A 23887-nucleotide genomic window follows, 5' to 3' on the forward strand; every position below is an offset into this window, starting at 1 on the left:
AGGATTCTTACTCAACTTTATTGAGTAGGAATCCTTTTTTAATTACTTTTCATCTAAATGAATTGCAGTACTATGAATATGTGAATTTTTATCAGGATACAAACGATTCATTATTGCAGTCACGGCCGTTGGTCCCTCACCAAATGCCGTTGCAATCAATTTAACTTTTCCAGGGTAGATAACTCCATCCCCAATTGCATAAACGCCATCAATGTTTGTCATCATCTGTGAATTAACCTTAATATCATGCCGTTCAGACTCTAAATCTAATGACCAGGCTGTTAAAGCTTTGTTATTCGAAGTAAAGCCATAACTCACCACAATATCATCAACTGTTAATTGCTTAGTTTCATCAGATTTCATTTTTTTCATGGTTAATTCAAGTGATTCATCTGCATTTTGTTTTAAATCTTTCAATAAATACGGAACTTCTAGCTTTGCTTTTGATTGTTCAATCGCAGTCACCATATGTTCTAATCCTCGAAATGATTCACGTCGATGCATTAAGTAAACTTGACTAGCTACTGGCTCTAACATCATGGTTAAATCTAAGGCTGCATCTCCGCCACCAGCAACTAAAACTCGTTTATTACGAAAGTGTTCTTTTTGTTTGATAAAGTAAAATAAATGTTTATTTTCAAGTTCATCGGCACCATCCACAGCTAATTTACGCGGATTAAACGCCCCATTACCTAACGCAATAATTACGGTTTTAGAATACGTAATTTGTTGATCCGTCACAATTTTAAATTGATCATCTTGCTTAATAACGTCTTCAACCGTTTCACCTAATCGAACTTCAACGTTAACTAACCGCATTTGCTTTTCTAAATCACTAATTAGATCATGGCCCGAAACGTTAACTGAACCAGCAACATCTAAAATGCGCTTTTCTGGATAAAGAGCATCAACTTGGCCACCAAGTTGCTCTAGGCTCTCAATTACTTGGACTTTCATTTCACGTAAGCCAGCGTAAAAGCTCGCAAACATCCCCGCGGGTCCACCGCCGATGATCGTTAAATCATACATTTCTTCATTCATATTAATTCGCACCTTTCTCATGTTAATTTATAGCTTACCTTACTACCTTAAATAAAGTCAAAATCATAATCTAATTTAAGAATACTCATCAAAGTTTAATTTGTTTTTCAAGGGCTAGTTGTTTATGATTAGGGTATGTAATGGCTTTCATAATATATATAGTTGGAGGAATTCAAATGGCTACAAAAAAAATGATTCTCGATTTAGATACTGGTGTTGATGATGCCTTAGCAATTGCTTACGCGCTCGCTGCACCTGAAGTTGATTTGATTGGTATTGTTAGTTCATATGGTAATTGTTTAGTTGATCAAGCGGCTGAAAATAGCTTGAAACTTTTAGAAATTCTTGGTGCAACTGATGTACCGGTCTTTATTGGTGCCAGTCATTCAAGTACAACTGATAACTTCGAAGTAATGCAAGTTAGCAAAGATATCCATGGTAATAACGGAATTGGTGAAGTTGTCTTGCCTACTGCTAAACGACCAGTTGAATCCCAATCAGCCGTTGATTTTTTGATTGAATCAGCTCATAAATATAGTTCTGATTTAATTTTCGTTCCTACTGGTCCAATGACTAACTTAGATGCTGCCTTAACTAAAGATCCCACCATTGCTAAATTAATTGGTAATGTTACTTTCATGGGTGGTGCTTTAACCGTTGAAGGTAATGTTACCCCTTACGCCGAAGCTAATATTAATCAAGATGCACAAGCTGCTGACCGTGTAATGCGTAGTGATCTAAATATTATCATGGTTGGTCTCGATGTAACCTTAAGAACTTTATTAACGAAAAAAGAAACTGCTACTTGGCGTAATTTAGATACCGTTGCTGGGAAAGCCTATGCTGATGTAACAGACTTTTATATCGATGCTTACTACAACCTTGGTATCGATAAAACTGGTTGTGCACTGCATGATCCATTAGCCGTTGGGGTAGCCCTTGATATGTCATTTGTCGATACAATTGATCTCAACATGAAGGTTACTTACGATGAAAATAATTATGGTCGTACAATTGGTGATAATTCTCGTCTAAACAACGATTCTACCAATGTAAAAGTCGCTGTCAATGTCGATAAAGATCGTTACCTTAAAGTCTTCATGGATTATTTAACTAATCTTTTTAACAATCATTAATTGCAATTTGCTTTGAAATAAGCTATATTTGCATTAATCAAATATTACATCTGGGGTGCCTGCTTGGCTGAGATATACCCATTGAACCTGCTCTGGTTAGTACCAGCGAAGGGAGATAACCTTTTATTTAACTCGACTAACAAATTTGTTAAGCGACTCTCCTTTTACACTCGGAGAGTCGCTTTTTTTGATAATTGAGTTTAAATAGTTATTAAATTCAAAAATATGATTCATTAATTTGCTTAATTTAAAATTATGATCATACTCCTAATTTTATTTGATAATACATTTTTGGAGGATTCTATTATGAATCTAAGTAATCATTATCACGTTCGCGACATTATTTTCGTCACTCTTATTGGTATTGCTTTTGGTGCCATTTTCATTAGTACTAACTTCATTTACAATTTTCTCACGGTCATCCTAACCCCCATGGGGCTTGCACCAATGGCCAATGATATTAACATGGGGATTTGGGTAATGGCTGGGCCATTAACTGGGTTTATTCTACGAAAACCTGGTGCTGGTTTTCTGGGTGAATTTTTAGCGGCCGTGGGTGAAATGTTTTTCGGCGGTCAATGGGGTGCTTCAACTCTAATTTCCGGTACAATTCAAGGGCTTGCCGCCGAATTAGGTTTTACTCTAACTGGTTATAAGCTATACAACTGGTTTTCGCTAACCCTTTCATGCCTAACTACAACCATCATTACCTTTGGTTGGGACATGTTTAAAAATGGCTACACCGAATTTAGTTTTAACTTGTTAATTTTATTGTTCATCGTTCGCTTTATCTCAATCTTTTTCTTTGGTGGTATCCTAACCAAAATGATTGCTGCTTTACTTGATAGAAGCCACGTTTTAACCAAATTTGGAGGCACTAATGTCTAACATTGACATTAAAAATTTAAGTTTTAGCTATCAACCAAATGTTCCAACTCTTGAAAATATGACGGCTCAATTTGAGGTAGGTAAATTTTCCTTACTAGTTGGTTCATCTGGTAGTGGTAAATCAACTTTATTAAAAATATTAACCGGATTATTACCAACTTTTGGTGGTGAAATTACTCGCGGTAGAATTACAATCCCAAATCAATTAACCGTTGGTCTTGTCTTCCAAAATCCTAACCATCAATTCACCCTTGATACACCACGCCATGAATTAGAATTCGTTCTTGAAAATTTACGCACTAATCCAAGTGAAATCCCCAATAAAATAATTTCTGCCCTATCTTTTTGTGAAGTTCAACATTTGATTGATCGTCAATTCAATACCCTATCTGGTGGTGAAAAGCAAAAAGTCGCCTTGGCCATCGTGATTGCTATGGACCGTGATATTATTTTGTTAGATGAACCCTTTGCCAGTATCGACCCTAAATCACGGACCGAATTAATTAATAAACTAGTTTGCCTTCGCGATGATAAACATAAAACGATCATTATTGCTGATCATGACTTGCTAGGTTATCAGTCCATCGTTAACAATATCTATACCATTAAAAATCATGATATTCAGACTTTATTACACGATGAAGGCCGTAAACTGCTCACAGAATTTGAACAGCAATCACCCACTATTAACTGTACTAAACCTGCTTCTAATAGTTCAATATCATTTATGTTTAATCAACTAAATATTTCCATTCAAAATCACAAATTACTGAATCAAGTTTCACTGCCAATACCTAAAAATAAAGTCACCCTCATCACCGGTGAAAACGGTATTGGCAAATCAACATTATTTTTATCAATGACCAAACTAATGAAGTATCACGGTCAAATTACACTAGCTAACGTTGATATTCAGTCAATTAAAGCCAAAAAATATGCACGACAAGTAGCACTAATTTTTCAAGATTCTGAAAATCAATTTCTAACAGTTACCATGCGTGAAGAACTTGAACTGAGCAAACAGCATCGTAAAACTAACTATTTTAATGATGAAGTAATTAAGGAATGCCTAACTAAACTAAATTTATTAGCCCTATTAGATCAGGTAGTTTACACCTTAAGTGAAGGTCAAAAAAAGAAACTGCAATTACTATTAATGATGATTGTTGAGCCTGAAATCATGTTACTTGATGAACCTTTAAAAGGACTAGACATTAATTCCATTCATCAAATCATCCAAATTATTAATGGCTATCGTGGTCAACACCAGCAAACTATTATCATTATCAGTCATCAAATCAGCGGATTAAATAACTTCGTTGATCACCAATTACATTTTGAACGGCAACATTTAACTTATTTGGAGACACATCATGAATCCTAGTTTTAAATTAATTTTAATCATTTTGATTTCTTTTGAAATTTCATTTACACGCAGTTTAATCACTAACTGTTTGTTAATTATAATCTGTTTGCTGTATTTAATAATCAATAAAATTCCAACCAAAACCTTAGGCATAATATTATTAGTTCCAATCGTTCCTGCGGTTGCGTTAAGTATCACGATTGCTTTTTTCACTCCTGCACATGATTATCATTTTGCATTAGTCTTATTTACACGAATGTTTGCTTATGTCTTACTGGGCACTTCATTCACTTTAATCAATTCACCACTTGAACTTGCTCGTTCGCTTGAACAAAATTTAAATCTACCATCTAAATTTGCATATGGCAGTTTAGCGGCTTTTGGTGTCTTGCCTAAAATGCGGTTAACTATCCTAACACTACAAAAGGCTGCCCTGATGCGTGGTATCCGATTATCATTTTGGTCACCCAAATTATATTTCAAGGCCTTATTAATTGCACTAAATTGGTCAGATGAATTAGCTCAAGCGATGATTTCCCATGGCTACGTAGAAGATACCGCAAGAACCTATGCTCATAAAATCTCCATTAAGCACACCGACTGGCTTTATTTGCTTGTTCCCTTATTTATTATTCAACCCCTCTTATTAATGCTTCCGTGAACTTCAAATTTTGCGAATCACGTCTAATATTGGTAAAATAAAGATATTAAACGAGAGGAGATAAACTTATGGAAACCAACCAAGCAAATAAAATCGTGAATGGCTTCAGCTACTTAAGTATCCTATTTCTCCCCATCATTTTTCCAATCATCGTCTGGCTACTAGCGGGCGAGCGAAAAGAAATGAGATACCATGCAGTTCACGCATTCTGGCTGCATGTAATTCCAGTAATATTATCAATAATGGCTGTGATTTCATTAGGAACTGTCGGGTTATTTACGAATAACGTGGCCCATGTCGGCTGGATGTCAATCATCTTAGTGGGAATCTTAGCCATCGTTTCCTTTGTCTTATTTATCTACAACATTGTTAAAGCGGTAAAAATCTTCATTTCATAGCCATGAAAAATAAAAGCAATCACCGATTTTTAAACGGTGATTGCTTTTATTTTGGACTTAATTATCTCGATTTTTAATTTTAAATTTGAAGATAACTTCATATTTTAATTTTTCTGATTCATCGTTACTAACTCTTAAATGATAAAGTCTAACAATTGAAATGCGGTAGACGTCTTGCCAAACATCAAACGTTGATAATACAACATCTCTACCCTTAGTTGTTAGGGTAAACGTACTTTCATCAATTCGTTTAGTAAAACCAGCTACTTCCAGATTACGCATTGCTAATATTATATTGTAACGAATAAATTTTAAATTAGTTTCTCTTTCATCATCTGAGAATAATTCATCATTCGTGGCACCCTTTAACAAAGCATCCCAAGAAACAGATTTATCAGTAGCTTGCAAAAACTTTAAAATAGCCACAACTGCCTTTTGGTCACCCAAACGGGTCTTAGAATTAAATAGCTCTAATTCGTCGAACGGAATTCCATCTTGTGTTGCTTCCTGGCGACTAATTTGTCGACCAATCCCATATCTGTAATCCATAAAGCACCTCCCGTTACTCAACATATTACTTCATCTATGCAACATTCCCAATTACTTAGATAACTACAATTTTAAAACTTATCAGTTCAAAATACTAGTGCTATTAAATTTAAGCTAATTACAGCCCTTCAATCTATTAATATAATTATATAAACATTCAATTCATCTTTGGTATAATGGGGCTAATTATTACCATCTGAGGAGTTTATTATGGAAATCATTTTAATGGTTGTTTTACTTTTACTTGCTGTCATTGTAGCCAATATCGTTAACCTTATTTATCCAAAAATTCCGTTAGCATTATATCAAATTGCCGCTGGCCTTATACTTTCACTTGATTCACAGTTCCATCATTTTGTGATTCATCCAGAAATTTTCATGCTAATTATCATTGCACCATTAATGTTTAAAGATGGCAAGGGCCAATCTTTACGTTCACTAAAAAACAATTTATCCACACTTTTATCATTATCAGTCGGCTTATCAATTGTTACGGTAATTATTGCTGGATTTTTCATTAACTGGATTTGGGGTGCTGCCACCTTACCAATTGCTTTCATGTTAGCAGCCATTATTACGCCTACTGATGCTGTTGCAGTATCGTCAATTACTCGTAACGTGGAAGTACCAGCTGATGTAGATCAAGCCTTAGAACATGAATCTTTATTTAATGATGCCGCTGGAATCGTATTATTCGGATTAGCCCTGTCCGCCATCATATCTGGTGAATTTTCATTACTTGGTAGTGTCCTTGATTTTGGTAAAACCTTTTTTGGTGGGATAATCGTCGGCTTTATCTTAGGCTACTTAATCACCGCCTTACGTTTAAATTTAACACGAACGCATACCGATATTAGTGCAATCATTGTTCCCATCGAAATTATGACTCCATTATTTGTTTATTGGGTTGCTGAAGAATTAGGCGTCTCAGGAATTTTAGCCGTCGTTGCAACTGGTTTAGTTTTTGCAATCTTCCAAACTAGATTACGACTTACTTCGACCAAATTGCAAATTGTTACTACTACCACTTGGGCAATTATTGCTGATGTTTTAAACGGTTTTGTGTTCGTCTTACTCGGGGCAACTTTGCCATCCGTTTTGGCTGATCGCGGTGTTCAAGATATTTCTAAGTTACTTTTAGGTGGCCTGCTCATTTATATCTTAATTACCGGTATTCGGTTCCTTTGGATTAAATTTAACTTTGCACATAATGTCAAATCAGACACTAATAGCGCAATCATCACTGCTATTGGTGGTGTCCATGGTACGATTGCCCTTGCGATGGCCTTTTCAATTCCAACTGGAGTTAATGCTACTTTGACCTCATTACGTGGACAATTAATCTTTGTCACTGCCACGGTTATCTTAATCAGTTTAATTGTCGCAACCGTTGTCTTTCCATTTATCGTTCCAAAGAAAAAAGAAGAATTCAATCAACAAGAACTATCGAATTTGTTCCGCGACCTAATTTATTATGCCGAGTCACAACTAAGAAATTCGAATCCTCAATCGAAAGAAGTCGATCGAGTAAGTAGCACCATTGATAGTCAAACCAGGTCATTCACGACCCAACCAGATCGAAAAAAATATGTTAAATTAATTGATCAGGTCCACCAAGTTGAACTTGATACTTTAGATAAGTTAGAAGACAACGATGAAATCACTCATTCTGAAAGATTAATTTCCGAAAGAATCTTGCGTAAGTCATTAGCCTTATTTAGTAATCACGGCTTTGTCGCAACCTCGAAATTTATTTATCGTAATCTACGTCGTAAATCACAATTCAGACGGCAACACCATCGAATGCAAGCTCGTCGTCAACAAATGTTACAAACACGCGGCAATATAGATGAAAATACCCAACAACAATTACAGGCACGTGAACACACACTACATGAACCTAATGGTGTTCGGCCACAAGGTCCCAGTGACTTTAAGCTACAAGAACGCAGTAAAATTACGCGTAGTAAAATGCAATCAATTATCATTCAAGCTACACAAGCTGTTCAAGAATATCTACGAACGCTTGATGATAAAGAGAATACTCACGAAATTAATTTTATTTTGGAATATTATAATCAACTATTACAACAATATCAAAGTGGTGAAGATTTAGATGATGACTTAATGGGCAACCTCTTTATACAGGCTTTCCAATACGAACACTCATACATTCAAAACTTACTCGCAAGCGGTAGTATTTCAACTAGTGTTGCCAATAAGTTAAACGAGCAAATTTCAACGGATGAACTAGTTTATATGCAGTCCTTAAATTAAAAAAATGGTGAGTAAATTAAATTTACTCACCATTTTTTCAAGAACTTATTCCACATACTTCGCCAAAAAAGTCTTAACTTTAAGCTGATATTTATTTGTTTCATGATCTAGTGAAGCTGCATGTTTAGCTCCTTTAACAACCCATAGTTCTTTTGGTCCACGAGTAGCATCATAATTCTGATACACCATTGAAATTGGAACAAATTTATCTTCTGAACCGTGAATAAACATCATTGGACGATCATTTTTGTGTAATTGTTTGACAGAACTAGCTTCACCAAAAAAGAATCCATTTTTAATTTTATTAATTCCACTAACAATATAAACTAACGGAAAACTTGGAACATGATAAAGTTCTTTAGCTTGATAGGCAATTTCGGTTCGCGTATTATCATAACCGCAATCTTCGACAAATGCCTTAACCTGTGATGGTAGTTTTTCTCCACTGGTCATCATCGTTGCCGCACCACCCATACTAACGCCAAACATGACAATTTGAGAATTTTGGCCATTAGTAGCAATAATTTTATTAATCCACTTCACATTATCCTTACGTTCTGGCCAGCCATATCCAATATATTGGCCGCCACTAGCTCCGTGGGCCCGTGCATCAGGTAGTAATACATTATAACCTAACTGATGAAATAAATAAGCATACGCTCCCATTGTTTCTTTACTACCCATAAATCCATGAGCAATGACTACGGTTTTATTAGATGGTTGTTGAGCTGCGATATAGTTTGCCACTAGCTTCAAGCTTCCACTTGCCGATTTCATTGTCCATGTTTGCTTATCAACATCTAAATACCACTTTTTTTGTTTATACAATGGATCTGATTTTTTCAAAGTTTTTGTATCACTTAAAAAGCTCTTGTGCGAAGGAATTACCGCCTCATGAAAAAAATATAACGAGGCCACAACAAATCCTGTGCATATCACCAAAAATACTAATATAATTATGTATAAATACTTTTTATTCAAAGGAGTTCACCCGTGTCTATCGAATTTAATTTTCCATCAAGTGATGGTCAGACGAAAATTTATGCTAAAAAATGGAGTCCAACATCTAAGCCAGTTGGGATTATTCAAATCATCCATGGTATGGCTGAGCATATTAACCGCTATAATGAGTTCGCTGAGTACCTCACCAGTCAAGGATGGATTGTCATTGGCGACGATCATATTGGCCATGGTAAAACTGCTAATCATTCACAACTTGGTTACTTTGGTAATCAACATCCGGTTCAAAATCTTCAACAAGATGAAATTACCTTAATGCACTTAACTAAAAATGATAATCCTAGTTTACCATATGTTATGCTTGGACACAGTATGGGGGCAATGCTTTTACAATCTATTTTAAAAAATATTTCTTATGAAATTGATGGTGCCATTATCATTGGTAGCAGCGCAACTCACCCTGAATTAACACCAGCATGGCCAATAATTGAAACTTTAAATCGAGTTAGTCCAACTAAAACAGGACATTTTCTTGATCAACTTTCTTTTGGATCGTTTTCCAAGACCTTCAATAAACATGTTAAATTTTCATGGTTAACCAGCGATTCAACTATTTTAAAGCAATATGAAGATGACCCTAAATCAGGATTTATCTTTACTAACAATGGCTTTTTCACTTTAATGTCTCTAACAAAAATCGCCACAAATAAACATTGGGTTGATAATGTTCGTCGCGGATGCCCCATCCTCATTACTAGTGGGTCAAAAGATCCCGTTGGTAAATTTGGAATCGGCCCCGCATATCATTTTAACTTACTCATCAACGCCAAATTCAAACAAGTTACGCTTAAAATATTTGAAAATGCACGTCATGAAATTCTGAACGAAACCAATCGACCAGACGTATATCGTTATCTCAATCAATGGCTGACAAACAATCTATTCAAATAGTGGTAAAATAGTCACAAGATAACTAATTAAGGATGTGAATTTTATGTTCCCTGAACGATTACGGGCACTTCGACGAGGACAAAATATTACGCTTAAAGAACTAGCGACTTCACTCAATCAACATTTAGCCGATGGTGAGAGTAAAAACTCTCCCTCACAAATCGGAAATTGGGAACGTGGCATTCGAACCCCTTCATATATTGAAGCCCGAAAACTAGCTGAATTCTTTGATGTAAGCTTAGATTATTTAACTGGAAAAACCGATCAAAATGACACTGACTTAGGTCGCTTATTTGTTTCCGGAAAAGATCTTTCATTTAACCATACACCCTTAACTAGCGAAGACCGATATGAAATTTTCCAACTAATTGATGGCTATGTCCATGGTCGTCAAAACCGCCGTGATACCGAACGTTTTTATAATACTAATTCCTCACAAGAAGAATTAGATTTAGATTTATAGATAGGAATTATTTCATGAATCCAAAACAGCTAAAGAAATTAAAGAAACAACATCGTGACCGTCAAGAATCAAAGCCTGCTGATTACATTATTGAACTAAGTAACTATGCAACTTTATTTGCTGATTACCCGGTCATTAAATTTTTAATTAATAATGTTTTAGAAAGTGATCGTCTCCTAAAAAATGGCTTGTTACCTCAACCATTACCACCATTACTACTACCCGATACAATTCAAGACCAAATTTATCAAAAAATAGCTGATGATTATCCAGCTGGTGACGTAATTGGCGACAACCTCTGGGATCAACTTTCTGAGGTCTTACCTAAATTAGACACCTTGCTAAGAAACTATCGTGACTATCTTGAATCAACCTATGGAATGTGGGCTTATATCAATGCCCCCTTCATTAAAAGTTTGGCCTCATTTACCTGTAATGGTGCCGTTTTAGAACTGATGGCTGGTCGTGGCTTTATTTCAAAAGGACTTCGCAATTTAAATCCTAATCAGCAAATTTTTACAACTGACAATCTTGATTGGCAAGCTAAGGTTAAAACTATCCTACCTGCTGTTACCTCAGTTGAAAATTTAGATGCTTTGGAATCAGTTAAAAAATATGGTAATTTAGTTCAATATATTGTCTTATCTTGGGCGCCAGATACCCAACAAACTGATTGGGATATTTTACAACTTATCCGAAAAGAATACCCTAATATCCAACTAATTGTGATTGGTGAGAAGGATGGTGCAACTAATTCAACAGCCTTTTGGCAGCAGGCCGAATTGATTGATTCTGATGATCGCAATCAACTCAATACTAATTATCATAGTTTTGATCTCATTGATGAACAGGTATATTTAGTTAAATAAAAAAGAGACATACTGACAAACAAAGTTTGTTAGTATGTCTCTTTTAATGTATTGATAACCGAAGTTATCTCAGGCAATACTTGATTCCACAATCTCCTACCGCCGAACACCCTGAATACGTCAGGAATATGTGTCCCATGTGAATGTCATTAAATCGCTTGCGCGAAACAATCAAAAGATTGCCTGACCATTCGACTCATCGCATAACAATAAGTATAACAGGTTTTAACTACAATTCAAGTTTCATTTAACTAAGAATATTATTCTTCAGTATCTTTATTTTGACGAATTTCTACAATTGCTGCTAATTGATCATTCACCCAATTACTAGCACTGTGAGAAACGCCTTCAATATCATCTTGTACGGCCATTACCGAAGCAACCTTATCAATTCGTAACCCAGATTTATTCATATCTGGTGTCTCAGCAATCAGATAAACATTCATTTCCGCTTCATCTTCAACATTTAAAATTTTAGATATTGTTTTTGTATCTTCCAACGGCAAATTAATTACACTAGTTTCGATGCGAATACTGACTTTTTCACCTTCTGACATATCAACCACCCAGTTATACTGGGCAATTTCATTGTTACTAGTGGTCTTGGCAATAAAATCCAATCCCATTTTCACTGTATCAACTTGTTGCATCGTTGCAAGATCAGTTTTCACTACTTTAGCAGTGATTTTTTCATCTAAAACATCGTCCATAAATTGTTGTATTTTAATTTGCATGGTTTACTTCCCTTTTAATTTTGGATTTACATAAGTAGCTCGTTGTTTACCGGCCGCAATGAAGCATAAAACATTCAATGCCAATCCAGCTAAGCTTAACACATCCATAATTATTTTGGTAAAGATACTCATATGACTGCTAGCAGTCATAATCATCACCCCACCAAAGGTAAAGGAATACACAATCAACATAAAAATTGTTAGATATGCTGAAAATCGCATTTCTTTATAACTACAAATAATACAGATTAAATAAAAGGCTAAGATGATGCCAAAGTTAGGCATTACGTCAGCACTAAATATTTTGGTACCATTATATAAATCCATAATAATATTGACAATAAAATAGATTACTGTTGAAACTGATAGGTAAAGGAAAACAAATTTATGATATTTCAATTTAATCGCTCCATTTTTTTAAAGTAATTCTATTGTACATGATAATCATAAAAAAAGAACCTCAGTTGAGGCTCTTAAATCATTAAACTAATAAATCAACCAGTTCTTCTTTTGATACACCAACAATATATTGTGCAGTATCGATGTTATCAATAATACCTTTAATAACTGTTCGATCATACTTTTGTCCATTCAGTGCTTGTGCAAGAGCATCAACATCCCCTGGGCCAAAGAAATCACCATAGAACTTGATGTTCTCAATTTTTCCATCATCAACTTTAATACGAGCATCAACGGTTCCCATATCAAAATGCTGACGCTTTTTAACTGTAAATTCTGGTGAATTACCATATACTGAATCCCAGTTATCATAAGTATCTTTATAAATTTGATCAATTTTCACTTGTTCATCAGGTGTGATAACAACTTCTTGATCTTTAATTTCAGCTAAATCATCAACATTAAATAACTTTTTCAAGAGGGTATCTCTAAATTCAGGAACTGTAATATCTTGATATTCTGGAGCCAAGAATGGCTTCAAATTAGTTACTCGAGAACGAACTGATTTAATTCCCTTTGACTTAATTTTATCTTCGGGTACATTCAATGCTTTGCCAACAACATCTAAATCAACGTCCAACATCAAAGTTCCATGAGAGAAGGTCTTGCCGTTACGAGTATACATTGCATTACCAGAGAACTTACGACCATCAACCAAGATGTCATTCCGCCCACTTACTTCGGCCGTAGTTGCTCCCATTTCATGTAAGGCATCAACAATCGGTTTAGTAAATGATTTAAAGTCACCAAAATCTTCACTATTACTATCAACTACGAAACTAAAACATAGATTACCTAAATCTTGATAAACTGCTCCACCACCAGAAAGACGGCGGGTTACGCGAATATTATGATCATCAACGTATTTTTGATTAATTTCTTCTAGCGTATTTTGATTCCGACCAACGATGATACATGGTTCTTCATAATAAAATAATAGTAATGGCTCACCAAAATCTTTATTGTTCATTAGATATTGTTCAGTCGCCAAGTTTTCACCAATATTATGTGATTTCATTGCAATATAACGCATATCCCTACCTCTTCTTCTCTAAAGTTTAATTTCTTAACGCTTTGAGTTTACCACCTGATGAAACCGATTACAACATTGTAGCTAAAGTTGTTGTTAAAAGACACTTTAATTATCCTTTAAATGCAAAAATGACCATTAAATTAGATATTTTTTAGCGAAAGGGCTTACACTTTCCTAATAGAATAGTATAATAAAATTAAACATAACTGAAAGAGGGTTTCCAACATGACACAACAATATAAAAAAATTCTCGTACCAGTTGATGGTTCTAAAGCAACACCTCAACTTATTGAACGGGCAATTCAAATTGCTAAAGAAAATGGTTCACATCTAGATATTTTAAACGTCGTTGAGATTAATCAATTCAGCGATAGTTATGGTGGAGCAATTAGTGGTGATGTCGTTTATAGTTTGGTTGAAGACATTGAAGCCAGACTAGCTAGTTTGAAGAAACAAGCTTCCGAATCTGGACTAACCGATGTTAGCATTCACGTTCGGTTTGGTAATCCTAAACCAGTTATTGCTCGTGAATTTCCTGAAGATCATGGTACTGACTTAACCATTATTGGAACGACTGGGATGTCAGCCGTTGAACGATTCATGGTTGGTTCTGTAACCACTTACGTTAACCGCATTTCTAAAAATGATGTTCTCGTAGTTAAAATTAAATAATTCAAAAAATAGAGCTAACTAAATTTTATTTTAGTTAGCTCTATTTTTGTCTTATGTGATTAATGTTAACTATTTTTCTTCAGTAATATGCCTGATAAAATAGCTCCTGCAAAGACAACTCCAGCTGAAACTAAGGTGGCAGCAGTCATTCCGTTATCATATGCATGTAGTACAACTTGTTGCAAATCATGCGCAAATGGAGCTAAGTTCATTTTATCGCTAAAGGCAATCGCATGACCCGAAAATGGTCCCGCCTCAATTAAGGCATCTTTAATTTTATCGGCTACATCAGTCGAAGCTGAAATCGAATGAATATGACCATTTAAATACTTTTCATATTGGGCGCTTTGAACTAATCCCAAACTAACCACTCCAATAGTAGTTCCAAATTGACGAAAGACATTTAGTAATCCTGAAGCCATTCCCATTTCTTCCATGGCAACACCTTCCATTCCAACCGTGTTAAGGAGCGGATTAACCATCCCATTGGTAATTCCCATTAAGACCATTCCGGGCCATAACTCAACGAATGAAACTTTCGTAGTCATTGCATTAGCTAACATCAAAAATCCGATACCACCAATGAACAAGCTACCACTAATTAAGCGTTTCTTTGAAAATCTCGAACCTAGGATTCCAGTTAGTGGTCCAAGAATCAATGACCAGACACTAATTACTAATTGACGAACCCCTGTATCAAAAGCAGAATAACCAATATAGTTTTGCATTAAAGCGGTTAAATAAGCATTATATGAATAAATCCCCCATCCTAATGCCAATGCGACAATCACGGCACCCACAAAATGACGGTTCTTAAACATTTTCAAATTCATCATGGGATTTTTAATTTTACTTTCAACCCAAATTAAAAGCGCCAATAAAATAATGGCGGCAATCAACCAACCAGCTACTCGAATATCAAGCCACTTCCAAGCGTAATGGCCTTCTTTTTGAATTAAGCCATAAATTCCGGTAAATAATGCAGCGGCTGATAAAATCATTCCCGCAAAATCAATTTTTTGATTGGCACCAAAACTAGGTGTTTCTTTAATAAAGACCAATGATAAAACTATGGAAATAATTCCGACTGGTACATTAATAAAGAAAATTGATTCCCAGCCAAATTGTGCAACTAGGTAGCCACCAATCAATGGTCCTGATGCAGATGATAACCCAATCACAGAGCCCAAAATACCTAATGCAGTTCCACGTTGCTTACCCGAAAAATTAGAGGCCACTAATGCCATTGATAGTGACATCATTCCTGCACCACCAATTGCTTGAATCCCACGACCAATGTTTAACATGGTTAATGATGTCGACATTCCATTCATAATTGATGCCAAAGTAAAAATTACCATTGAAACAACAAAAATTTTCTTACGACCAAACATATCACCAAGTTTTGACATGATCAATAAAGTCACCGCAAATACCAAAGTATATGCATTCAAAACCCATTGTAAATTTGTAAATGTTTCGTTTAAATCTATTGCCATTGTTGGTAGAGCCACGTTGACAACTGTTACATCTAACAGTCCCATAAATACGCCCATTGCCATTGCGAATAAAGCAATCCATTGACCCAGTGTTGTTTTTTTCATATTATTCACCAATACTCTCTTCTATTTCGTTAATTTCTGAACGTAACCAATCAAGGGTGGTTTCCGTTAACTTAATTGCTAATTCAATATTCTTAATACTCCACTTCAAAAAATCCTTTTTGGTATCTTCTATCGATAACAAACCAGTCAAATGATCTTCAACTTCCCGATAAGCCTTCATATCATTATCAACATCATGATAATAGGCTTGTAAAATATCAATTTGTTCTGATAATGAAACGGCTGCTAATGCTCGCAATTTACAACGATAAATCGACTCACGTTTAGCGGTCATTTCAACTGGCTGTAGCATTAATTCTTGTAAATAATTAACTCCACCACTAGTAATGTGGGCCATTTTACCCGCATGTTCACTCTCTTCTTCGTCGTAAAGTTCAATATAGTTAAGTTCAGCCATTTTTTTTAAAACTGGATAAATTACACTATTTGAAATGGGACGACGTGGAATCATGGAATTCTGCAAAATACATCGTAATTTATATCCCGACATATCACGTTGCACCAATGATCCTAAAATTAATAATTCGTACATAATAGCCTCCAAGCATACGTCAAACCGACCTATATAATTATAGGTCTTTTCGACTGGTTGTCAACTAGTAATTTCATCAAAAAAAATATCGTCAGCCAGATACTAGCTGAACGATACTTTAACTAACTATTTAACCCGATTTTATAATTTCTTCCGTTCTGCGCGCATAATTGAAATTGTGCTCCGGATTGATTTCCAAAAACCACTTTGATTATAGACCAGCACGTTACTTTTGTAAGCTTTAGCCGTAAACCAAGTAAATAATCCCAAAAAGATAACTGAAATCAAAATACTAATGATGGCATCCCCAATTGTAGCAAAACTCATTGCTAATCGAACTGGCATCACCGATGGCCCAACAAAAGGTACATAACTGGCAATTTTGACCACTAAACTATCGCCACCTTGAGCTACTAATGCAAAGATATAGCCTAAAAGTCCCAGCATCGAGATTGGCATTACCGCTTGCTGGACCTGTTCTTGATTAGCCACTAATGAACCGGTTAAAGCTGCTAGGACAGAATAAGTAAGGACTGCAATTATGAAGAAAATAATAAATATCAGTCCATTAATCGAGGTCAACACACTAAAATCAAAGTTTTGAACTAATGATTTTACAAGTTCCAAATTCATGATTGGATGCCAACCAACTAAAATAATTACCGCATATAACAACACATGAACTAACAACAATAGTAAAATCCCGGCTAATTTACCAAAAAATTGGGTTGTCGCATCGACTGATGACAACAAAGTTTCCATGATTCTCGAACCTTTTTCGGTTGCAATTTCTTGTGCAATCATCGAACCATAACTCATAGTAAATACTAACATTAACACAGTGATTGAAAGTGCAATTAACCGATTACTCGTATTTGTTTTATCATTCTTAATCGCTGATTTACCGTCATTCACGGCCACTGTTTTGGTTGATAATCCTGCCGGTTTCAGTAAAGTCTGTACTTGATCCGCATTCAAATTAAGCTTACTAGCTTGGGCAGATACTTGTAACTGTGTAAGTACACTTTGAATTACTTTAGTTGAAACGGTTTTACCACCGTCTCGAATTTTCAACTTAGCATTAATCTGCCCATTCTGAACCGGCACTACCAGCACAGCATCTAATTTTTTATGATTCAAGGCTTTATCAGCTAAGGTTTGACTCTTAAAGTTTTTGACCTTTGTCGCTGGTAAAGATTTTGCTAACGTTTTGGTAATCGTGGGCGATGAACTAACTACCCCGATGGTTGGATCATTATTTGAATTTTCAACTAAATGACCAATCCCAACCATAATACCCAATAAGACGATTGGTGAAATAACCAAGATAATCCATGCGGTACTACGTACATTTTTCATAAAGACTTGTTTCATAATGATTACTAGCTTATTCATCACGTTCACCAACTTTCATTCGGAAAATTTCATCTAAGGTTGGTGCTTGTTGACTAAACTCTGGAATATAGCCATTTTTCGTTGCTGCTGTAAAAATCGTTTGGCCCACTTCTGGCGATTTCAGCATTAATTCAAACCGATTTCCATCTTGCTTAATTTTTTCAACGCCCTCAAAACTAATTAGTTCATCCCGAGTTAATTGTGATTCGATCATTAACTTAATTCGCCCATATGAATTACGAATTTCGTCAACTGTCCCATTAAGGACCGTTTTACCATTTTTCAACATAATTAATCGATCTGATAAGGCTTCCACGTTAGCCATATCATGACTAGAATAAATAATACAGGCACCCGAATCACGCATCATATTAATTCCATCTTGTAATAAACTTGCATTGACTGGATCTAAACCAGAAAATGGTTCATCTAAAATAATCAACTTAGGCATGTGAATTAAAGTGGTAATTAATTGGATTTTTTGTTGGTTTCCCTTACTTAAATCCTTTAATTTATCAGATTTTTTCCCTTTTACTTGAAATCGATCAAACCATTTATCTAGTTGTGCATCAACATCTTTAGCTTTCATCCCCCGTAATTGGGCAAAATACGAGATTTGTTGGTCAACGCGCATTTTAGGATATAAACCACGTTCTTCTGGTAAATAACCCAAGATATCGTAATCTTTATTTGTCAATGGATGCCCATCCCACAAAATATCGCCTTGATCTGCCGTAATAAAATTAAGAATCATCCGAAACGTGGTGGTCTTCCCCGCTCCATTTTGACCAATTAAGCCCATAATTTCACCTGGACGAACTGTAAACGATTCATTATCAACCGCCACCATCGAACCAAATGTTTTTGTTAATTTGTTAACCTCTAACATTGTTAACCCCTCCTACTAATTTACCATTGGACAAAGTATACCATATCCACAATCTAAAAAAAAAATGCCCACAACGATTAAACATTACAGCTAATCATTGCAGGCACATTAAAATTTAGTTTTTTAAATACTACGTGGGTCAGTTTCGACCCATTTTTTCAGTAAGAACACGTTGATAAATGAAATGAAAATCACGGCAATGGTGAAATAACCCGAAGCCATCAGCATCGATGCTGCAGCAGTATTAGCCACATCAGCTTTATCTAAACTAGTAGTGAATTCAACAAATAAATTATTACTTACATTACTGATATAACCAGCAATTTTAAGAACAACAAATGATACTAACACATACAAAATTACTCGATAAATTTTTTCATGTAACGTTGGTAAAAAAGTACTAATTGATTCAACAATCAAATGAATCAAGGTTACAAAAATCCAGATAAAGATGACCATAATAAAGATCAATAAAATTGCTGAAAAAATAACTTGATATGGAAATTTAGCCTCACTAAGTGTTTTTACAATCTCATCTAAATACTTAAAACTACTGATCAATCCACTAATATTGAAAATCAATAATAACAAGACTTGTGCAATTCCAAAATAAAGATAATTTAAAAATACTGAGCCAAGATTAGCTAGATAAAATTTAGAACTCGAAACTGGAATTAGTCGATAAAAGTTACGAGTCCAAACTCGTTCTTGGCGAACCGTTAACATAAAAAACATAATGACTGAAGCAAAGAATGAAATAGTAAACGTAATTGCAAAAATCCCTGCACTGAACGACGAGCCTTTACTACTACTAAAAAATGCTAATACAACACCGGTAAGTAAGGCAACAACTTCCATAGAAACGAAAGTATTCACCACACGAACTTTATCTCGAAATAAAGCTTTCGTTAATTTATTGAAACTAATCATTGTCGTTTTCCTCCTTATAAAAGCTTTCATAGTATTCTTCAATACTTTGATTATATTCTTCACGGATTTTGTCGGCTGCTATCTGGTTAACAACCGTTCGATCTTTAATAATAATTACTTGATCTAACAAGTTTGCAATATCACTAACATGATGATCACTGACAATGACTGATGCATTGTCTGGCATCCAGGTTAGAATATTTTCGATAATCTTTTTACGTTTCATACTATCAATTCCATCAAAAGGTTCATCAAGTAGATATAATCTTGCGCGTCTTGCTAAAGTAATTGAAATTACAAAGTTACGACGCATTCCTTTTGATAACTGGCTCAGTTTTTGTTTTAAATTTAGATCAAAGTTTTTGGCTAATAAATTAAAATTAGTCATACTAAATTCAGGATAAATTGAATCGTAGAACTTTGCCAAATCTCCCATACGGGCATCGTTACTAGCGCCAGATAATTGTTCACTGAAACTAACCATGCCTTTAATCGTCGTTTTATCAACTTCACCGTCCAAAATAATACTTCCTTGATAGTTAGTTGCTGCTCCAGCAATCAACCGCATTAATGTAGTTTTCCCAGCGCCGTTGTCACCTAACAATCCAATAATCGAGCCCGTCGGAATCGTCAGTGAAACATCCGATAACAGCACCCGCATATTACGTTTATAAGTTAGTTGGTCAATTACTAATAAATTATCCATTATCTTGTTCCTTTCTTTGTCCTATATAGGTCGTCAAGTATTCTAGAACTTCATCTGGTGAAACTTGTAACGCCGTTAAATTGTTATACATTACTTCAATTTGTTCTTCAACTACATGTCGTTTTAATGCAAATAATTTTTCCATATCCGTGGTCACAAAATTTCCTTTCCCCCGCTGAGTTACAATGATTCCCTCTTCAACTAATTCGCTGATTGCCCGTTGAATCGTGTTAACATTAACTGTTAAATCAACTGCCAACTGGCGAACTGCAGGTAACTTATCCCCTGGATTTAAGTGTTCAATAATGATTTCTTTATAAAGGTACTTTTTTATTTGGTAGTAAATTGGTACTTTGTCGTCAAACTGCATAGTCTTCAGCCTCCTTTCACTAGTGTATTAGTTTACTATTACACTATAATATAGATTGATTTAGATTGCAAGACTTATACTAAAAAACATCTACTAAACCAAATAATTTGGTTTAGTAGATGTTTTTAATTGTATTTATTTATATGCTTTATCGCCGATGTCACGGCGATATCTCAACCCATCAATCGACTGTTGATCTAGCCATTGATAAATTTTATCCTGGGCACTTTCAACACTATTAGCATGCGTCACCAAACTTAAAATTCGTCCACCCGAGCTGACTAAGGTATCATCAACTTGCTTAGTACCAGCAAAATCGACTTGAATATCTGTTGGAGTTTCTAAAAAGCGACTCAAATTCACTCCCGAACCAGAGCTCTGCGGATATGCCTTAGATGCTACACCCACACAAAGATAGGTTTGATCTGATTGCCATTCAACTACTTGCAATTCATGATTAAGTAATTTAATCAGTAATTCATAAAAATCGGTTTTTAGTTGTGGTAAAACTACTGAAGTTTCCGGATCACCAAAGCGAACATTAAATTCAATTACTTTTGGTCCCGAATCAGTAGCAATTAAACCCGTATATAAAATCCCACAAAACGGATTACCTGCTGCCATCGTATTAACAATTGGCTGAATAATTGTATCTAACGTCGCATCTCTAATTTCTTGGCTAATTTGTGGTACCGGACTATACGCACCCATTCCACCCGTATTTGGTCCTAAATCACCATCATAAGCTGCCTTATGATCTTGAGCTAATGGCATAGGAATTATCTGTGTACCATTCACAAACGTGAAAAAGGAAAATTCTTGTCCAATAAGAAATTCTTCGATCACAATTTCATCAGCCGCAAATTTACTTTCACCCAACATTTCATGAACTGTGACGATTGCCATTTCATAATCAGTCGCAATTACAACCCCCTTACCAGCGGCCAAACCGTCTGATTTAATTACAATCGGATAGTCAACCTGGTTTAAATATGCAATAGCTTTGATTTCATCAGAAAAGTTTTGATATTCGGCGGTTGGAATCTGCGCGATTTCCATCTGTTCTTTGGCAAAAGTTTTTGAGCCTTCTAGTCGCGCGGCATTTTTAGTTGGCCCAAATATTTTTAAATCAGCAGCCATAAAATAATCGACAATTCCCGCTTGTAATGGAACTTCTGGGCCAACAACGGTTAAGTCAATGTGTTCTAGTTTGGCAAAATTAATTAATTCATCAAATGCCAACTCATCAATCGGTACTAGTTTCAAATTACTTGCTTGCATCCCTGGATTACCTGGAGCACAAAAAACCGTTTCTACGTGTTCACTTTTTAAAAATTGACGGCAAATGGCGTGTTCACGAGCACCACTACCAATAACTAATACTTTGGCCATAATGAAAACTCCTGTATTTTTATCTCAAACCCGACTAAATTAATGTCTAAAGTGTCTGCGACCGGAAAAGACTAGTGCAATCCCATATTTGTTAGCATTATCAATTGAGTCTTGATCACGAATACTACCACCCGGTTCAACGATAGCTTTAATTCCGTGTTCAGCGGCAAATTCTACACTATCACCCATTGGAAAATAGGCATCGGATGCTAGTACGGCTTGGTCATACGTTTCAGCAGCTTCAGCTTGTTTAATTGCAATTTGTGCAGAACCTACCCGATTCATTTGTCCGGCCCCAATTCCAAGTGTCATTTGATCCGTTGCCACAACAATCGAGTTACTTTTAACATGTTTAGCCACAATTTGTGCAAACTCAAGGGCTTTTAATTCTTGTTCCGTAGGTTGTTTTTCTGATACCACTTTAAAATTAGCAATCGATTCATGAACTAAATCTTGTTCCTGACATAATAATCCACCCATAACTGAAACCGTTTCTAATGCTGTTTGAGGACGAGCATTAAAATCAACTGTCATTAATCGTAAATTCTTTTTCTTTGCCAACATTTCAAAAGCATCATCATCAAAGCTAGGTGCAATAATCATTTCTAAAAATAAGACATGCATTTTTTCAGCCGTTGCTAAATCGACGTTCCGATTTAAAATAATAATGCCTCCAAAGATCGAGGTACTATCTGCAGAGTATGCCCGATCCCAGGCCTGACCAATCTCAGTTCCTAACCCAATACCACATGGATTCATATGTTTAACAGCGACCACAGCAGGTTCATCAAATTCCGCACTCATTCGTAAGCCCGCATCAGCATCTTTAATATTGTTAAACGACAATTCTTTTCCATGTAATTGTTTTGCTTGCGTAATTGAAAATGCTTCGGGGAGTGCATCTTCATAAAAGGCAGCTTGTTGGTGGCTATTTTCGCCATAGCGTAAGGATTGAACTTTGTTATAAGTTAGGGTTAAACTTTCTGGAAATTCTTCATCAGCCCCTAAATATTGGGCAATTAAGGCGTCATATGCAGCGGTATGACGAAAAACATCTAACGCTAAATTACGCCGAAAGGCAAAATCATCTGAGCCATCATGAATCGCATTTAAAATATGATTATAATCAGTTGGTTTCACAACCGTAATTACATCAGCAAAATTTTTAGCTGCCGCCCGCAACATACTTGGGCCACCAATATCAATTTGTTCAATGGCTTCTGGTTCCGTCACGCCTTCAGACTGAATCGTGGCTTTAAATGGATAAAGGTTCACAGCGACTAAATCAACCGTATCAATATGATGATCTTTCAACGCTTGCATATGTTCTGGAACGTCACGACGAGCCAATAAACCAGCGTGAATTCGGGGATGTAAAGTTTTAACCCGTCCGTCCAGCATCTCTGGAAAATCAGTAATTTCTTCAACTGCTGTTACTTGAATCCCAGCGGCCTCGATTGCTTTTTTGGTGCCACCCGTTGAAACTAGCCGATATCCTAAGTTAGTTAATCCCTTTGCAAAGTCAACAATTCCCGTTTTATCTGAAACACTTAATAATGCTGTTTTCATCTTTTATATGCCCCTTATTCAT

25 protein-coding genes and 1 riboswitch are annotated in these 23887 nt (G+C 35.6%); of the genes, 10 read left to right on the forward strand and 15 right to left on the reverse strand.

The window, feature by feature from the left end:
• Positions 1 to 42: 42 nt before the first annotated feature.
• A complete protein-coding gene (locus FC70_RS05110; protein WP_057889921.1) occupies positions 43 to 1041 on the reverse strand; it encodes an NAD(P)/FAD-dependent oxidoreductase in 999 nt (332 codons plus the stop codon).
• A 176-nt stretch (positions 1042 to 1217) separates the two neighbouring features.
• Here FC70_RS05110 and FC70_RS05115 point away from each other — a divergent pair, with 176 nt between their 5' ends.
• The 5 genes from FC70_RS05115 to FC70_RS05135 all read left to right on the forward strand — a co-directional run bounded on the left by FC70_RS05115 (position 1218) and on the right by FC70_RS05135 (position 5490).
• Positions 1218 to 2177, forward strand: a complete 960-nt coding sequence (locus tag FC70_RS05115; RefSeq protein WP_057889922.1) for a nucleoside hydrolase — start codon at positions 1218 to 1220, stop codon at positions 2175 to 2177.
• A 41-nt stretch (positions 2178 to 2218) separates the two neighbouring features.
• Positions 2219 to 2308, forward strand: a riboswitch (TPP riboswitch).
• A 175-nt stretch (positions 2309 to 2483) separates the two neighbouring features.
• Positions 2484 to 3065: an ECF transporter S component gene (locus FC70_RS05120; protein ID WP_057889923.1), complete on the forward strand. Its 582-nt coding sequence runs from the start codon at positions 2484 to 2486 to the stop codon at positions 3063 to 3065.
• Positions 3058 to 4449 (forward strand): ATP-binding cassette domain-containing protein, encoded by a 1392-nt coding sequence (locus FC70_RS05125; RefSeq protein WP_057889924.1) that lies wholly within the window; start codon positions 3058 to 3060, stop codon positions 4447 to 4449. Before FC70_RS05120 ends, FC70_RS05125 begins: the two co-directional genes overlap by 8 nt.
• A complete protein-coding gene (locus tag FC70_RS05130) occupies positions 4439 to 5092 on the forward strand; it encodes an energy-coupling factor transporter transmembrane component T family protein (protein ID WP_057889925.1) in 654 nt (217 codons plus the stop codon). Before FC70_RS05125 ends, FC70_RS05130 begins: the two co-directional genes overlap by 11 nt.
• A gap of 68 nt (positions 5093 to 5160) precedes the next feature.
• Positions 5161 to 5490, forward strand: coding sequence for a magnetosome magnetite crystal formation protein family (locus FC70_RS05135; protein ID WP_057889926.1), 330 nt, complete (start codon positions 5161 to 5163; stop codon positions 5488 to 5490).
• Positions 5491 to 5547: 57 nt separating this feature from the next.
• Here FC70_RS05135 and FC70_RS05140 read toward each other — a convergent pair whose 3' ends face one another.
• Entirely contained in the window at positions 5548 to 6039 is a 492-nt protein-coding gene (locus tag FC70_RS05140; protein ID WP_057889927.1) for a hypothetical protein, read from the reverse strand.
• A 210-nt stretch (positions 6040 to 6249) separates the two neighbouring features.
• On the opposite strand from FC70_RS05140, the gene FC70_RS05145 reads away from it, so the two are divergent.
• A complete protein-coding gene (locus FC70_RS05145; RefSeq protein WP_057889928.1) occupies positions 6250 to 8316 on the forward strand; it encodes a cation:proton antiporter in 2067 nt (688 codons plus the stop codon).
• A 45-nt stretch (positions 8317 to 8361) separates the two neighbouring features.
• Here FC70_RS05145 and FC70_RS05150 read toward each other — a convergent pair whose 3' ends face one another.
• Positions 8362 to 9297 (reverse strand): alpha/beta hydrolase, encoded by a 936-nt coding sequence (locus FC70_RS05150; RefSeq protein WP_057889929.1) that lies wholly within the window; start codon positions 9295 to 9297, stop codon positions 8362 to 8364.
• A 12-nt stretch (positions 9298 to 9309) separates the two neighbouring features.
• On the opposite strand from FC70_RS05150, the gene FC70_RS05155 reads away from it, so the two are divergent.
• The 3 genes from FC70_RS05155 to FC70_RS05165 are packed head-to-tail and all read left to right on the forward strand — an operon-like array spanning position 9310 to position 11559.
• The gene (locus FC70_RS05155) at positions 9310 to 10227 is read left to right on the forward strand and encodes an alpha/beta fold hydrolase (RefSeq protein ID WP_057889930.1); all 918 of its coding nucleotides are present in this window, start codon (positions 9310 to 9312) and stop codon (positions 10225 to 10227) included.
• Between the two features lie 43 nt (positions 10228 to 10270).
• Positions 10271 to 10690, forward strand: a complete 420-nt coding sequence (locus tag FC70_RS05160) for a helix-turn-helix domain-containing protein (protein WP_057889931.1) — start codon at positions 10271 to 10273, stop codon at positions 10688 to 10690.
• Between the two features lie 14 nt (positions 10691 to 10704).
• Positions 10705 to 11559, forward strand: coding sequence for a hypothetical protein (locus FC70_RS05165; protein WP_057889932.1), 855 nt, complete (start codon positions 10705 to 10707; stop codon positions 11557 to 11559).
• 260 nt (positions 11560 to 11819) lie between these two features.
• Here the strand turns inward: FC70_RS05165 and FC70_RS05170 are convergent, their stop codons facing one another.
• The 3 genes from FC70_RS05170 to FC70_RS05180 form a co-directional block, all read right to left on the reverse strand.
• Positions 11820 to 12293 carry a hypothetical protein gene (locus FC70_RS05170; protein WP_057889933.1) on the reverse strand — a complete coding sequence of 158 codons (474 nt, stop codon included), beginning with the start codon at positions 12291 to 12293 and terminating at the stop codon, positions 11820 to 11822.
• 3 nt (positions 12294 to 12296) lie between these two features.
• A complete protein-coding gene (locus tag FC70_RS05175) occupies positions 12297 to 12692 on the reverse strand; it encodes a hypothetical protein (protein WP_057889934.1) in 396 nt (131 codons plus the stop codon).
• Positions 12693 to 12774: 82 nt separating this feature from the next.
• A complete protein-coding gene (locus tag FC70_RS05180; RefSeq protein WP_057889935.1) occupies positions 12775 to 13785 on the reverse strand; it encodes a lipoate--protein ligase in 1011 nt (336 codons plus the stop codon).
• A gap of 225 nt (positions 13786 to 14010) precedes the next feature.
• On the opposite strand from FC70_RS05180, the gene FC70_RS05185 reads away from it, so the two are divergent.
• On the forward strand, positions 14011 to 14457 hold the full coding sequence (locus tag FC70_RS05185; protein WP_057889936.1) for a universal stress protein: 447 nt from the start codon (positions 14011 to 14013) through the stop codon (positions 14455 to 14457).
• A 65-nt stretch (positions 14458 to 14522) separates the two neighbouring features.
• Here FC70_RS05185 and FC70_RS05190 read toward each other — a convergent pair whose 3' ends face one another.
• From FC70_RS05190 to purH, 9 genes are all read right to left on the reverse strand, one after another.
• Entirely contained in the window at positions 14523 to 16061 is a 1539-nt protein-coding gene (locus tag FC70_RS05190) for an MFS transporter (protein ID WP_057890289.1), read from the reverse strand.
• A gap of 1 nt (position 16062) precedes the next feature.
• Entirely contained in the window at positions 16063 to 16614 is a 552-nt protein-coding gene (locus FC70_RS05195) for a PadR family transcriptional regulator (RefSeq protein ID WP_057889937.1), read from the reverse strand.
• Positions 16615 to 16755: 141 nt separating this feature from the next.
• The gene (locus FC70_RS05200) at positions 16756 to 18009 is read right to left on the reverse strand and encodes an ABC transporter permease (protein ID WP_057889938.1); all 1254 of its coding nucleotides are present in this window, start codon (positions 18007 to 18009) and stop codon (positions 16756 to 16758) included.
• Positions 18002 to 18898, reverse strand: a complete 897-nt coding sequence (locus FC70_RS05205) for an ABC transporter ATP-binding protein (RefSeq protein WP_057889939.1) — start codon at positions 18896 to 18898, stop codon at positions 18002 to 18004. Before FC70_RS05205 ends, FC70_RS05200 begins: the two co-directional genes overlap by 8 nt.
• Positions 18899 to 19021: 123 nt before the next feature.
• Positions 19022 to 19828 (reverse strand): hypothetical protein, encoded by an 807-nt coding sequence (locus FC70_RS05210; RefSeq protein ID WP_057889940.1) that lies wholly within the window; start codon positions 19826 to 19828, stop codon positions 19022 to 19024.
• Positions 19821 to 20534, reverse strand: a complete 714-nt coding sequence (locus FC70_RS05215) for an ATP-binding cassette domain-containing protein (protein ID WP_057889941.1) — start codon at positions 20532 to 20534, stop codon at positions 19821 to 19823. Before FC70_RS05215 ends, FC70_RS05210 begins: the two co-directional genes overlap by 8 nt.
• Positions 20527 to 20904: a GntR family transcriptional regulator gene (locus tag FC70_RS05220; protein WP_057889942.1), complete on the reverse strand. Its 378-nt coding sequence runs from the start codon at positions 20902 to 20904 to the stop codon at positions 20527 to 20529. The genes FC70_RS05215 and FC70_RS05220 overlap by 8 nt, the downstream gene beginning before the upstream one ends.
• A gap of 135 nt (positions 20905 to 21039) precedes the next feature.
• Positions 21040 to 22296, reverse strand: coding sequence for a phosphoribosylamine--glycine ligase (purD, locus tag FC70_RS05225; RefSeq protein WP_057889943.1), 1257 nt, complete (start codon positions 22294 to 22296; stop codon positions 21040 to 21042).
• A gap of 39 nt (positions 22297 to 22335) precedes the next feature.
• On the reverse strand, positions 22336 to 23865 hold the full coding sequence (gene purH / locus FC70_RS05230) for a bifunctional phosphoribosylaminoimidazolecarboxamide formyltransferase/IMP cyclohydrolase (protein WP_057889944.1): 1530 nt from the start codon (positions 23863 to 23865) through the stop codon (positions 22336 to 22338).
• Positions 23866 to 23887: the final 22 nt, after the last annotated feature.

The sequence above is a fragment of the Paucilactobacillus oligofermentans DSM 15707 = LMG 22743 genome, from assembly GCF_001434315.1.
Taxonomy (GTDB): domain Bacteria; phylum Bacillota; class Bacilli; order Lactobacillales; family Lactobacillaceae; genus Paucilactobacillus; species Paucilactobacillus oligofermentans.